The sequence below is a fragment of the uncultured Lawsonella sp. genome, from assembly GCF_947252745.1.
GTDB lineage: Bacteria > Actinomycetota > Actinomycetes > Mycobacteriales > Mycobacteriaceae > Lawsonella.
This window is the reverse complement of the sequence record NZ_CAMXWW010000004.1, coordinates 127,643-140,576: the sequence shown is the minus strand read 5'-3', so window position 1 is coordinate 140,576 and position 12,934 is coordinate 127,643. Positions and strand designations below refer to the sequence as shown.

Below are 12,934 nucleotides of genomic sequence, written 5' to 3'. Positions count from 1 at the left end.
CAAGATTTAGTGTGGACTTGTTGACAGTGAAGGAGGACCCAATGGCAAAGTATCGGCTTCTCGCCGTGCACGCGCACCCTGACGATGAAGCGTCTAAAGGGGCAGCTACCCTTGCTCGTTATGCCGATGAAGGGCATGACGTGATGGTCGCTACCCTCACCGGTGGCGAACGAGGAGATGTACTCAACCCAACCATTAAAGATCCTGCGATTTTCGAGAATCTTCATGAAGTGCGTATCGCAGAGATGGCGACCTCCGCCGCCGTACTGGGTGTCCGGCACCGCTGGCTGGGATTCGTGGACTCCGGTCTCCCTGAAGGAGATCCCTTGCCCGAGCTCCCCGAAGGATCCTTCGCCACGCTTGACCCTTACGAGGCAGCCGAACCGCTGGTGCGGCTCATACGCGAATTCCGTCCCCACGTCATCATCACCTATGACGAAAATGGCGGATACCCGCACCCCGACCACATTCAGACCCATCTAGTGTCCATGATCGCCTGGCGAGAGGCTGCAAACCCTGCGGCATTCCCCGAATCCGGGGAAGCCTGGGCCCCCTTCAAGATCTACTACGATCGCAATCTCACCCGGGAACGTTTCATCGCCATCCATGAGGAGTATGAGCGTCGTGGTCTCCCCAGCCCCTACGCAGCATTGCTCGAAGGCTGGGGCAAGGATAAGGGCAAAGGATTCGACCGGGTGACTACCCGAGTTGAGTGTGGAGACTATTTTGGGCACCGCGAAAAGGCCCTCCAGGCACACGCCACCCAGATTGATCCCGCCAGCGTGTTTTTCTTTGCACCGCTCGATATTCAACGGGCTGCCTGGCCGTGGGAACATTTTGAATTGGCAGGTACCCGTGTTTCCGTCACCCTCCCCGAAGAAGGACTTTTTGGTCAACTGCCCGACAATTCAGAGGTAGATGCGACCGCTTTGGCAGAGCCGTTAGAACCGGGTGCTCTTTCTCACTAACCGAACTCAGAGTTTCTGCTCTGCAGGGGGCGACGGCTGGCCGGAAGTTGGTTAACCTGGAAAGGTGAGAACCAAAGCCCTTCGGCGTTGGTTACGGCACCCCCTTGCTAATACGGCACGGGCGGTACTGTACCCCTTGTATGAGCAGCGTTTGCTCTGCACGATTGCGCCTCTGCCGAAACCCGCCCACATCGCGGTGATGTGCGACGGCAATCGTCGCTGGGCGCGAGAAGCTGGATTTACTGATGTAGCCAGCGGGCACCGCGCGGGTGCTCTCAAAATCGTAGAGATGTTGGAATGGTGCAGCGAGATCGACGGCATCTACTGCGTCACCCTCTACCTGCTCTCCGCAGAGAATCTGGGGAGAGCAGCTGATGAACTCAATGAGCTTCTTGCCATCATTCGTGATGTTGTCGAGGAGATTGCCGCGCCGGGCCACGATTGGCGCATCCACCTGATGGGTCATATCGACCTGCTTCCCGACTCCATCGCAGCGGCATTGCGCCGAGCTGAGACGAATACCGCACATCGCACAGGTATTACTGTCAACGTGGCAGTCGGCTACGGGGGACGACAAGAAATCTGCGATGCGGTGCAGGAGCTGCTTACAGATGAGATCGCCCGCGGCATGTCAGCTGAGGAGTTGGTTCAATCGGTGACGGTGGACGCTATCGGTGGGCACCTCTACACCTCAGGGCAACCAGACCCCGATCTTGTTATCCGCACATCAGGGGAGCAGCGGCTTTCAGGCTTCCTGCTCTGGCAGACGGCTTACTCGGAAATCTGGTTCACCGACGCCTATTGGCCAGAGTTTCGTCGCGTCGACTTTTTGCGGGCATTGCGAGACTTTGCGTCTCGTCACCGCCGCTATGGAAGATAACGCCGACGCAACCAGGCGAGTCTGATACTACCGTTCTCCAGCGGATACAACTGTGGTCTGTGCACAGGTGCTATCTGGGGGGGAGAGTACCTGTGCATTCACACAGGCGTCCGCAGGTTCAGATTTTCCGCAGCATGACATGCTGGATCTTGTGGTTGACATCCTTACGAAGAATGAGGTCGGCACGTAGTTTGGTCGGAAGGATATTCTCTTCGAGATTCTTCTGGTTTGTGCTTTGCCAAACCTCGTGGGCGAAAGCGTAGAGCTCCTCATCCGACATGTGGATGAACTGGTTGTAGTAGCTGGTAGGATCCTGGAAGGCGGTGTCTCGCAACATGAAAATTCGGTTGAGGAACCACTTTTCGATGTCTTCGGTGGCAGCATCCACATAAATCGAAAAGTCAAAGAAATCGGACACCATCATGGTTGGGCCAGTCTGCAGTACGTTGAGCCCTTCAATGATGAGGATGTCTGGTTGGCGCACTTCCTGCAATTTGCCCGGAATGATGTCGTAAATGCCGTGGTCGTATACCGGTGCGTAGGCAACTTCTTCACCATTCTTCACCGCAGAGAGGAAATCCAACAGCGCACGGCGATCGTAGGATTCAGGGAAGCCTTTGCGCTCCATAATGCCGCGTTCTTCCAACACGGCTGTTGGGTAGAGGAACCCGTCCGTCGTCACCAGATCCACGCGAGGATGTGTTTCCCACCGAGAAAGGAGGATCTGAAGCACGCGTGCGGTCGTGGACTTTCCAACCGCGACAGAGCCCGCAATAGCTATAACAAAAGGAGACTCCTTTTGCTCGTAGATGCCGTCAAAGAACTCCTGTGACGTGTCGTACAGCAGGCTCTTATTTCGCATCTGGAAGTAGAGCAGACGCGAGAGGGGGAGATAGATCTTGGCAATCTCCTCCAGGTCCACTTGATCGCCTAAGCCGCGGATGGATTCGAGCTCATCTTCAGTGAGAACCATCGGCCAGGACTTGCGGAGTTTGCGCCAGTCTTCTCGGGGGAAGCAATGGAAGGGACTGGGTACCTGATCTTGAATCATCGCTATTAACTATAGACCGGTCAACGCACTAAACTAGAGAACTGAGATGTGCAAAGAATGAGACTGCACCTGAACCACCTTTTTGGAGTGTGAGCCACCGAATGAGTGACCAGAATCTTGAGGGCAAGGACCTGCGCTACCTCTCTCTGGGTGAACTGGACCCAGAGCTGTTGGAGGCTGTGAAAGGCGAACTGTCCCGCCAGCGTGACACCTTGGAAATGATCGCCTCGGAGAACTTTGTCCCGCGCGCCGTGCTGCAGCTGCAGGGCTCTGTTCTCACCAACAAGTACGCCGAAGGCTACCCCGGTCGCCGCTACTACGGTGGTTGTGAAAACGTCGACATCGTCGAGGACCTGGCTCGGGAACGTGCCAAGTCTCTCTTCGGTGCCGAATTCGCCAATGTGCAGCCCCACTCTGGTGCCCAAGCTAACGCCGCAGTGCTTTCCACTCTCATGCAGCCGGGTGAGCGACTTCTGGGTCTCAACCTTGCACACGGTGGCCACCTTACCCACGGTATGAAGCTCAACTTCTCCGGCAAGCTCTATGAGGTGCATGCCTATGGTGTTGAAGAGGACACCATGATGATCGACATGGACAAGGTGCGGGAGAAGGCTCTTGAGTGCCAGCCGCAAGTTATCGTGGCTGGTTGGTCCGCCTACCCGCGCCACGAGGATTTCGCTGCTTTCCGCTCCATCGCCGACGAGGTTGGTGCCAAGCTGTGGGTGGATATGGCTCACTTTGCCGGCCTGGTCGCAGCGGGGCTGCACCCGTCCCCGGTTCCGCACGCTGACGTAGTCTCAACCACTGTGCACAAGACTCTGGCAGGCCCCCGATCCGGCATGATTCTCGCAAAGCAGGAGTACGCCAAGCGGATCAACTCCAACGTGTTCCCCGGCCAGCAGGGTGGCCCGCTGATGCACGCTGTTGCTGCCAAGGCCGCTGCTCTCAAGATTGCGGCATCGGCGCAGTTCAAGGAGCGTCAGGAGCGTACTCTGCGCGGCGCTAAAATCCTCGCCGAGCGTCTGCTCGCCGACGATGTTCAGAAGAATGGCGTTACCGTACTGACCGGCGGTACCGATGTTCACCTGGTGCTGGTGGATCTGCGGAATTCCGACATGGACGGACAGGTCGCCGAAGACTTGCTCCACGAGGCAGGTATTACCGTCAACCGTAATGCCGTGCCGTTCGATCCCCGTCCGCCGATGGTCACCTCCGGCCTGCGTATCGGCACCCCGGCTCTTGCCACCCGCGGTTTCGATGACGCGGAGTTCGAAGAGGTTGCTGACATCATTGGCACCGCTCTAGCTCAGGGCAAGGATGCCGATGTAGAGGCTCTGCGCGCCCGCGTTACCAAACTGTGCGAACAGGTTCCGCTGTACGACGGCCTGGAAGATTGGAAGATGCTTGACTGATGTGGAGCTGACGGGTGCGGGGGAGGCCTCTACAGAGGTTCTTCCCACCCTCGTCACCACACCGACAGAAGCGCCGTCGGAAGCTGAGGCTTCCCCGGCGCTTCTGCGCATCGGCTGTGTTGTGGGGGTACAGCCCGACAAATGGCAACGTCGCTGGCAGGAAAATCGACCCGATGTGCGGACGTCCTGGGAGTTTGTTGATTCTGCCGTGCAATGGGAGGGCTTACGGACAGGGCGCTGGTCCATTGTGCTCGTCCGGACAACCGTAGACCGCACTGCGGAGGCCACCAAAGAGACGGAGGTACCGTCACCCCTGCAGCTCCTTTCCTATGGGGCAGCCGATCTGAGTTTCCCCGCTGACCTGGTGAAGCGTACGCATGTGGTGGAGCTCTACCAGGAACGCTGGGTTGTGTTGGGGAGAAAGAAGCACGACATCGGTCTGGTCGCCGAGGTAACCCTTGCCGACCTTGAGGACTTACCAGACAATCGTATCGGCAAGGGTGAGCTGGTCATCCCTGTGGGGGAGCCGCAACTGGCGCTCAGCTATGCGGAGTCGGGGACGGGCATTGCGATTCTCCCGGAAACGCTCGCCAAAGTGGCGGGCACCTTCGAGGGCACCGCGCGGCCGTTGGTGATGGATGCAGCAACCCGAGTGTGTGCCGTGTGGCTCAAAGATCGCCCTGCTGAGTGTCCAGAAGAGCTTATCCAGGAGTTCATTGGGATGTTGCGGGGGCGCCGGGCGCAGTCCTCACGGTCCGGTGGTGCGTCTGTTGATGCTGCAGCTGCTGCTCGTAAAAAAACACGCAAGGAGAAGATTCAGTCCAGCCGTGTGCAGAGTCAGGAGCAGCGTCGTCAACGCATTGCGGCGCGCCATGCTGCCAAACGAGCTGCACAAAAACGGGGGAGGCGCCGCTAAGGACGCATCCCCCGCCTCGACGAATAGTAATGATGGGGTTTTAGAGGGAACCGATTTGGGGGAGGCCACGTGCATACTCGTTAGAGAGTGCCTGTAGCTTCTCCAGACGGTGGAATCCTTCGACGAACCGGATAGTCCCCGAGGTGCCACGCATCACGAGCGAGCGCGTGTAGGCGCCATGGGAGCGGAAGGATACGCCGCCCACCATGTCGCCGTTGGTGACACCGGTGGCGCAGAAGAAGCAGTCGTCGGTGGAACAGAGATCGTTGGTGTGGAGCACCTTGTCAGTGTCGAATTTGCCGGACTTTGCGCGGGCAATTTCTTCGTCAGTTTTGGGCCAGAGGCGACCTTGAATCGCACCACCCATGCAGCGCATCGCCACAGCAGTGATGATGCCTTCAGGGGTACCGCCAATGCCCATCATGAGATCGACGGAGTTGCCGTGCTTGGCGGCGGCGACAGCACCTGCCACGTCTCCGTCGGCAATTAGGCGTACTTTGGCGCCGGCTTCCCGAATGGCGGCCTGGAGGTCATCGTGGCGGGGGCGATCGAGGACGACGACGGTAATGTCGCGGACGCTCTTGTTCTTTGCCTTGGCGACGTTATTAATGTTCTCCTCGACAGATAGGTCGACGTCAATGGCATCGGCCGCTTCGGGGCCGGTAGAGATCTTCTTCATGTAGTAGAAGGCGCTGGGGTCGTACATGCTGCCTGCTGCGGCAATTGCCATGACGGAAATAGCATTGGGGCGGCCTTCTGCGCAAAGGCGAGTGCCGTCTACTGGGTCGACGGCAACGTCGACTTCGGGTCCCCACCCATTGCCAACTTTTTCACCATTGGCCAGCATCGGAGCTTCATCCTTTTCCCCTTCGCCGATAATGACAGTGCCACGGAGGTTGACGGTGTTAAGGGTGTCCCGCATGGCGCGGACGGCAGCTCCGTCAACTCCGATTTTGTCGCCGCGGCCCGCCCAGAGGCCGCCGGCGAGGGCAGCTGATTCGGTGACGCGGACGAGTTCCATTCCGAGATTCCGGTCGAGGGAATTTGCATCGAACATGGATGGGGAGGTCATGAGACTCTCTTTCTTGGTGTGAAATGCTCGTTCGTGGAAACAGTAACGGTGGAGATCTCCGGGGAGCGGACGAGCGAAAATTATGTGTGTGGCTATTGTTTCACTTTGACTACTAAAAACGAGAATTTGTTGAGAATATAAAGAATATTCTCAAAAGTATAACGATAAAGAACGGGGAGTATATGAGAAACTATCATCTAGTTTCCCGTTATATGGGATTTTTAAACCTGAGTCAGTTCTGCTACACAGCTTGTCTTTTCTGCAATTTCCTGGGAGTTTTGTCATGTTAAGAACCCAGATAAAATTATGAAACGATATAAGCTAGAGTCCGAGATGTCTGAACGAGCGCAAAAGGAACAGCAATGGTGACTATGGCTGCGGGGGTGTGTCCCACATCCGTTCAGCCGCTGTGCTATTTCCGTTGGGAAGCAGAGGAACCCCGCGGCGTCATTCAGATCGTCCATGGTCTGGGAGACCACGCCCAGCGTTATGGTTCACTAGCAACCCGTCTGGCAGAAGCTGGTTACAGCGTATACGCACCTGACCATATTGGACATGGGGTGACAGGAAAAATGAATGGGGACTTCGGAAGACTCCCCAGCAAGGCCCATGACAAGGTGATTCACGGCATCGAAGCAATGACGTGCCTTATCCAACAGCGTCACCCCGGTGTGCCCCTCATCATTATCGGCCATTCCTGGGGCAGCTTCCTGGCCCAACAGTATTGTCTCCGCGCCAATGGTACAGTCCAAGGTCTTGTGTTGACAGGGACGAGTTTCTTCCCTATCGAAGCTCCACCGGATTTCTTCGACTTCAACCGCAAGTGGCGCAATAACCCGGACTGTGAATCCAACGAATGGCTCACTCGTGACCCAGATGTTCGTAAAGCTGCACGGGACGACCCCTACATGGTCGATATCTTGCAGAACTTCATGTACGAGCGGCCAGAGGAAGCCCTCAAACTTTTCACCCCCTTCCCCAACCCCATCGATTACCCCTTCTCTCTACTCATTCAGAGTGGGGGGGACGACCCCATGTCCTTCGGTATCTGTGCAGTGGAGATTCTGGCAGAGGGCTACCGCTCCATCGCAGAGCTGACAGATGTGACGTTAATTCGGTATCCCGGGGCACGCCACGAGGTCTATCACGAGACCAATAAAGATGAAGTGATAGACGACCTCATCCACTGGTTGCGCGAACGCTTCTAAGTCGCCGCAGAGCTCGCAGGAGAGGCGTGAGTGGTGCGTCTGCTCCATCACCGGGTAATGCGCTGGCTGAATTTATGTACTAGCACTCGTGTCAGTGCTGCTCGGTGCGTTACCATCGTCGTCGTTTGCCGCACGTGCCGCTAGCGCATCCTCAATGCGCTTGTGGGCACCGGCTAACAATTCCTCGCAGCGCTGCCCCAGTTCTTCCCCACGTTCCCACAATGCCAGGGAATCATCCAGGCTGAGGCCTCCTTGTTCGAGTTGCCGGACAGTATTCATCAACTCATCCCGTGCCTCTTCATAGTTGAGCTCTGCAACAGGTTGAGGGCCATCATTCTTCTGAGCCATCACTGGCCTCCTTTACTATGGACAATCGCGGGCCGGCCTGCGTTCCCAGTACCGCAGCAGACACCACTCCGTCACTGGCGCGAACTCGCAATTGTGAGCCGGGCGGGGCATCTTTAATAGAGCACAACATAGCCGTCTCACCGGTGGGACGCTGCACCTGCACAATAGAATAGCCGCGGGCCAAGGTATGAAGAGGCCCCAAAGCAGTCAATTGAGCAGTGGCGGTGGCGATGCGGTTCTCCTCGTTGGCGAGAATAAGCGTCATCTGCCTCTCTAATTCCTGGGGCGCTCGCTCACTTTCCTGAAGACGAGTCTGAATGAGCGTCGCAGGTAGAGCTAGTACCGGGCGTGAGGTGAGACTATCGACCAGCGCATGTTCCCTTTTCACCCACTGTCGGAGTGCCTGGGCGTTCCGAGCCTGTAACTCCCGCACTACAGCACGCTCAGCTACCACATCGGGAACGACCTGTTTCGCAGCATCAGTGGGAGTTGCGGCTCGCAGGTCAGCCACATAGTCGAGAAGCGGAACATCTGGTTCATGGCCGATAGCGGACACCACCGGTGTCGTTGCGCGCGACACTGCCCGCACCAATGTTTCATCGGAAAATGGAAGCAGATCCTCCATCGAACCGCCCCCACGGGCAATGATGATGACATCTATAGTAGGATCCGCATCGAGGAGCCGTAATTGTTCTACTACTTCCGGTACACATCGGGCACCTTGCACCGTCGCATAGCGTACTGCAAAAGCAACCTCTGGCCAGCGGCTGTGTGCGACGGAAAGGACATCCCGTTCAGCTGCAGAGTTCCTGCCGGTGATGAGTCCAATTGTGCGGGGGAGATAGGGCAGAGAGCGTTTGAGTTCGTTGGCGAATAGCCCTTCAGCGGCGAGTTGTTGTCGAAGACGCTCAAGACGAGCTAACAGCTCACCCAGACCAGCTTGTCGGAGGCTCTTTGCCATGAGAGAGAGGGAACCGTTCCCTTTATAGAGGGTGAAGCTTCCGTGCACAATAACTCGGCTGCCCTCTCCAATGAGACCATCGGAGAGTAGCCGAGAGGGACAGGTCACCTGTAGCGAGACTGTCTCTGCCAGATCCCGTAGGGAAAAGTAGGAGTAGTAGGACTGACGGCGAAGTTTCAGCTGAGTGATTTCGCCTTCCACCCAGGCGTCGCCCAGCCGATCGATCCAGGATGCGACAAGGGAAGACACCTCTCGCACCGGGTAAGGGTGGTCTGCGGACATCGCTGGCGTGCGACTACTGGAGGTGGACGAGAGGACCTGCTGCGCGGTGGAACTCTGTTCGGCAGGGCTTTGCGAGTTGGAGCGTGGGGTCATCCGTCACCTCCGTAGGGGCCTTTTAATGTGTGCTCTGGGAATGTGATTTCTCCATGGTCTCCTTTTGATTGTAGAGAGCGGACGTGCCAAAGCGGGGGATTAACCCGTAGGCTAGAAGAATGCGTAAGGTTCTGCTTGCTTCGCCCCGTGGCTACTGCGCTGGTGTTGACCGCGCTGTTCAAACCGTTGAACTCGCCCTGGAACACTATGGAGCGCCGGTTTATGTCCGTAAAGAAATTGTGCACAATCGGCACGTTGTCGATACGTTGACGAAGGCTGGAGCAATCTTCGTCAATGAAGTGGATGAAGTTCCCGAAGGGTCCGTGCTGGTATTTTCTGCACATGGTATTGCGCCCTCTGTGATGGAAGAAGCGCAGGCTCGTAATCTCACCACGATCAATGCCACCTGCCCACTAGTGAAAAAAGTTCATGGTGAAGCCCGTCGGTTTGCTAAGCACGGTAAGGAGATTATCCTCATCGGTCACCGTGGCCATGAAGAGGTAGAGGGCACGGCTGGTGAAGCACCGGAGCAAACGTATGTGGTGGAGGGGCCCGAGGATGTGACTGCACTCGAGGTGAAGGATCCCAGTAGTCTCGTGTGGCTTTCACAGACGACGCTGAGTGTGGACGAGACGAAGGACACGGTGAAGGTTCTTCACGATCGGTTCCCCGAAATTAGCGATCCTCCGTCCGACGATATTTGTTACGCCACACAGAACCGTCAGGGGGCGGTGAAAGCGATGGCGGAGCAATGTGATGTGGTCATTGTGGTGGGTTCCCGGAACTCCTCTAATTCGGTGCGCCTGCGGGAAGTCGCAGAGCAAGCCGGGGTAAAGAAGTCCTATCTGGTGGACTATGCCCACGAAATCGATAATGCTTGGCTGGAAGGTGCGGAGACAGTTGGCGTCACGTCGGGCGCATCTGTCCCCGAAGTGCTTGTCGAAGAAGTTGTAGCCTACCTGTCTGAGCAGGGCTTCGACCATGTGGAAGAAGTTCAGACCGTGCGGGAGGACATGAGTTTCCAGCTTCCCCCAGAGATTCGTAAAGCCTCTGGCTGCTAACCGCCTGATCCACAAAACTAGACTAGCAGGGCAGGAAACCCCTAGTGAGCTCATGCTACCCCCGCATACGGCGAGTCCGACAAACGTCTAACAGGAATGGAGTAGGCGTAGTATGGGGAACGCTAGCGGGTAGAATGTCCACGTGTCGTGTCACCGCCCTGGCGTGGCTCTCTGTAAGGGCGGTAGGGGGCACTAGCTGAGCCACGCTCATAGCCGCCGGCATTCCTGTATGGTGCGCGGGGAGTGCCATACATACGAGGATCGGGATAGGGGCGGCCGGCAGTGCGTCGTGCCCGATCCAGTTGTGAATAACCACGTCCGTTAGCTATTGTTCCGGTGGGGCCGTAAGAGGGCCGTCCAGCGACAGAGCTGGGGGCGGGACGAGGCTGCATCTTGCGTGGGTCCTCTGCTCGACCATTCCCGTTCGTCGAATAGGGGGGACGGGCTCCACGTTGCGGGTAAGGTCGGGCACCTGCGCGCTCGTCACGAGCAGCGCCGTTTTCCGGCCGGTAAGGACGGTGGGGACCTAAAGCGCCGTCTGCAGCATTGCGGAAGGCAGCGCGGCGGCGAGCCATCTCCTGCTGGACGCGCGGGTCTCGGGGGTCAAGGCCCTGTTTGCGTGCTGCCACAATCATGGCGAGACGTTGACGCTGTTCCGGGGTGAGGGGGCCGCGCGGGCGGCGCTGCGGACCACCATTCCGGCCGGGGTAGTTCTGGAAGGGGCGAGCGCCGGACGGTTCGCCATCAGGATGGGCAATCCGCGGGATGGCTGCCCCCTGAGAATGGGCCATTGGGCGCGGCCTGGGAGTACTGGCGCGGTGTTCGGAAGAAGCTGAGCTGGCAGGCGCCGATGCTCCTGATGCTGCTAGCGGGTGCCGTTGGGTGTCTGCGGTAGGACGTTGGGTGCTTGCTGCGTTCCGTGTGCGCTTGTCGTCCGTTATCTTTGCAGCGGAGTCATTGGCGGTGGTGTGCCCAACGCTAGAGCCTGCTGCGGCGGACTGTGTGCGCTTCGGCTTATCGCTGCCGACTGTGCGTGCGGTATCCTGACGGGAATCCTTAGTGGTCTCCTTCTTCATGAAGAGGGAGACAATCCAGAGGGAGCTCCATCCGTGGTTGACCACCATAAGGACGATCCGCACGATCGCAACGGCCGCCGCGAGGCCCAGCGCGGTGAGCATGACGGGGACATCGGTCACGAATGGAATACCGATTTTGATGATGGCTACTTTGGAGCCTTTTTGACCGGACGCCACCATACTCAGGAAATAGAACAGTGGGTAGGCGATGGTGTAGCCCAGCACCGGCATCACAGTAGCGGTGAAGAGGGCATCAAATTCTGCAAAGACAGCGCAGACTACCGCGCAGATCACGAAATCGACGGCGAAAGGAATACCCAATTCTTTGGTGAAAAGGCTGAGTAGCATTCCCACGATGATGGCGACGGCATAGATCGCCAAGACTCCCCACCACGGGACACCACGAACTGGCCGGATGAGGGAGCGTTTCCTCTCCGGCGTGGTAGCATCCGCGCGGTAGTTGATGAGCACAAATCAACCTTACCGGGAAGATACCTACTTATCGGAAACTGCACGCGGGTAGGAGTCGATTTCTCCTGGACTTGTGATGGTATATGAACCGGTGATTCCATATCCTTCCAGCTTTCGTGCTGTGACAATCAGGCGAGATTCTGCTGATCCTACGGCAGAATTATAGGAATCTACTGCTTTGCCCAATTGCAAACCGAGGGCATTGAAATGTTGGGTGACAGCCCCAATCCGTTGATACAGCTCATGGCCGAGTTTTTGGATCTCGTGAGCTTCCTTCGTGATTGTGTCATGCTGCCATGTCAGTGCGACAGTGCGGAGTAGCGCGATGAGTGTGGTGGGCGTGCTGAGAAGTACATTGTGTGAGAATGCGTAGTCCAAAAGGGTGGGATCCTCTTGGAGAACTGTGTCGAGAAAAGGTTCGCTGGGGAGGAACATCACCACAAATTCTGGAGAAGAGAGGAATGCCTCCCAATAGTTCTTTTTTGCGAGCGTGTCGATGTGAGAGCGGACGGCTCGTGCACACGCCTGACGGGCGTTCTGTTGTGTAGTGAGGTCAGTGGCGTTGATGGCGGTGAGGTAAGAGTCGAAGGGAACCTTTGCATCGACAATGATGCTGCGTTGACCAGAGAGGTGAACGACAAGGTCTGGGCGCTGTACGCCATTCTCACCTCGTACATGTTGCTGCGTGGAGAAGTCACAGTGCTTTGCCATACCCGAAAGCTCAACGACTCGTTCTAGCTGGATCTCTCCCCACCGACCACGAATATTAGGGGAACGGAGAGCAGAGGAGAGCCGGGTGGTTTCTTCGGAAAGTGCCCGTGAGCTTCGTTGCATAGCGAGCACAGATTCGGTGAGTTGAGAATACTCGTGTACGCGCTGTCGTTCGAGCTGTTCCATATGTCGGTTAAATCCATCGAGAGACTGCTCAAGTGGGGTTATGACGGGCAGCACAATGTCGGACACGGAATCTGACTGCTGCTGCAGTACCTCGCGGGAGAGTGCGGCCTGCCGGGCGATATCACGGCGATTCGCCCAAGAATTCCCGCGGGCTAGCCAACCAATGATGATCCCGAGCAGTAACCCGGCGGCTATCAGCGCGACGATGGCAAGAACGTTCATGATGCTTTTGTATCAG

Annotated in this window: 12 protein-coding genes; 6 read left to right on the top strand and 6 right to left on the bottom strand. The window is 57.2% G+C overall.

Annotated elements, in window-relative coordinates:
• Positions 1-41 precede the first annotated feature (41 nt).
• Positions 42-968, top strand: a complete 927-nt coding sequence (gene mca / locus Q0X28_RS05530) for a mycothiol conjugate amidase Mca (RefSeq protein ID WP_296237583.1) — start codon at positions 42-44, stop codon at positions 966-968.
• Positions 969-1,032: 64 nt separating this feature from the next.
• On the top strand, positions 1,033-1,848 hold the full coding sequence (locus Q0X28_RS05525) for an isoprenyl transferase (RefSeq protein ID WP_296237582.1): 816 nt from the start codon (positions 1,033-1,035) through the stop codon (positions 1,846-1,848).
• 118 nt (positions 1,849-1,966) lie between these two features.
• Here Q0X28_RS05525 and coaA read toward each other — a convergent pair whose 3' ends face one another.
• Positions 1,967-2,899 (bottom strand): type I pantothenate kinase, encoded by a 933-nt coding sequence (gene coaA, locus Q0X28_RS05520; protein ID WP_296237580.1) that lies wholly within the window; start codon positions 2,897-2,899, stop codon positions 1,967-1,969.
• A gap of 101 nt (positions 2,900-3,000) precedes the next feature.
• Between coaA and glyA the strand changes: the two genes are divergently transcribed.
• Both glyA and Q0X28_RS05510 read left to right on the top strand, forming a co-directional pair.
• A complete protein-coding gene (glyA, locus tag Q0X28_RS05515; protein ID WP_296237578.1) occupies positions 3,001-4,311 on the top strand; it encodes a serine hydroxymethyltransferase in 1,311 nt (436 codons plus the stop codon).
• Positions 4,304-5,227: a LysR family transcriptional regulator substrate-binding protein gene (locus tag Q0X28_RS05510; RefSeq protein ID WP_296237576.1), complete on the top strand. Its 924-nt coding sequence runs from the start codon at positions 4,304-4,306 to the stop codon at positions 5,225-5,227. Before glyA ends, Q0X28_RS05510 begins: the two co-directional genes overlap by 8 nt.
• Before the next feature lie 40 nt (positions 5,228-5,267).
• On the opposite strand, the gene glpX is transcribed toward Q0X28_RS05510, so the two are convergent.
• Positions 5,268-6,284, bottom strand: a complete 1,017-nt coding sequence (glpX, locus tag Q0X28_RS05505; protein ID WP_296237740.1) for a class II fructose-bisphosphatase — start codon at positions 6,282-6,284, stop codon at positions 5,268-5,270.
• A gap of 377 nt (positions 6,285-6,661) precedes the next feature.
• Here glpX and Q0X28_RS05500 point away from each other — a divergent pair, with 377 nt between their 5' ends.
• On the top strand, positions 6,662-7,507 hold the full coding sequence (locus Q0X28_RS05500; protein ID WP_296237574.1) for an alpha/beta fold hydrolase: 846 nt from the start codon (positions 6,662-6,664) through the stop codon (positions 7,505-7,507).
• A 72-nt stretch (positions 7,508-7,579) separates the two neighbouring features.
• Here the strand turns inward: Q0X28_RS05500 and Q0X28_RS05495 are convergent, their stop codons facing one another.
• Both Q0X28_RS05495 and xseA read right to left on the bottom strand, forming a co-directional pair.
• Positions 7,580-7,855: an exodeoxyribonuclease VII small subunit gene (locus tag Q0X28_RS05495; RefSeq protein ID WP_296237572.1), complete on the bottom strand. Its 276-nt coding sequence runs from the start codon at positions 7,853-7,855 to the stop codon at positions 7,580-7,582.
• On the bottom strand, positions 7,839-9,098 hold the full coding sequence (gene xseA, locus Q0X28_RS05490) for an exodeoxyribonuclease VII large subunit (RefSeq protein WP_298577016.1): 1,260 nt from the start codon (positions 9,096-9,098) through the stop codon (positions 7,839-7,841). Before xseA ends, Q0X28_RS05495 begins: the two co-directional genes overlap by 17 nt.
• A 212-nt stretch (positions 9,099-9,310) precedes the next feature.
• Here xseA and Q0X28_RS05485 point away from each other — a divergent pair, with 212 nt between their 5' ends.
• Complete coding sequence (locus Q0X28_RS05485; RefSeq protein ID WP_296237570.1) at positions 9,311-10,252, top strand: 4-hydroxy-3-methylbut-2-enyl diphosphate reductase; 942 nt, start codon at positions 9,311-9,313, stop codon at positions 10,250-10,252.
• 122 nt (positions 10,253-10,374) lie between these two features.
• Here Q0X28_RS05485 and Q0X28_RS05480 read toward each other — a convergent pair whose 3' ends face one another.
• Entirely contained in the window at positions 10,375-11,799 is a 1,425-nt protein-coding gene (locus tag Q0X28_RS05480) for a DUF6542 domain-containing protein (protein WP_298577003.1), read from the bottom strand.
• 24 nt (positions 11,800-11,823) lie between these two features.
• Positions 11,824-12,918, bottom strand: a complete 1,095-nt coding sequence (locus Q0X28_RS05475) for a DNA recombination protein RmuC (protein WP_298577001.1) — start codon at positions 12,916-12,918, stop codon at positions 11,824-11,826.
• Positions 12,919-12,934: the final 16 nt, after the last annotated feature.

Bases quoted from the DNA above. Each gene is read 5' to 3' on its own strand.
- mca (WP_296237583.1), top strand. From the start codon at position 42: ATGGCAAAGTATCGGCTTCTCGCCGTGCACGCGCACCCTGACGATGAA.
- coaA (WP_296237580.1), bottom strand. From the start codon at position 2,899: ATGATTCAAGATCAGGTACCCAGTCCCTTCCATTGCTTCCCCCGAGAA.
- glyA (WP_296237578.1), top strand. From the start codon at position 3,001: ATGAGTGACCAGAATCTTGAGGGCAAGGACCTGCGCTACCTCTCTCTG.
- glpX (WP_296237740.1), bottom strand. From the start codon at position 6,284: ATGTTCGATGCAAATTCCCTCGACCGGAATCTCGGAATGGAACTCGTC.
- Q0X28_RS05500 (WP_296237574.1), top strand. From the start codon at position 6,662: ATGGTGACTATGGCTGCGGGGGTGTGTCCCACATCCGTTCAGCCGCTG.
- Q0X28_RS05495 (WP_296237572.1), bottom strand. From the start codon at position 7,855: ATGGCTCAGAAGAATGATGGCCCTCAACCTGTTGCAGAGCTCAACTAT.
- xseA (WP_298577016.1), bottom strand. From the start codon at position 9,098: ATGTCCGCAGACCACCCTTACCCGGTGCGAGAGGTGTCTTCCCTTGTC.
- Q0X28_RS05485 (WP_296237570.1), top strand. From the start codon at position 9,311: ATGCGTAAGGTTCTGCTTGCTTCGCCCCGTGGCTACTGCGCTGGTGTT.
- Q0X28_RS05475 (WP_298577001.1), bottom strand. From the start codon at position 12,918: ATGAACGTTCTTGCCATCGTCGCGCTGATAGCCGCCGGGTTACTGCTC.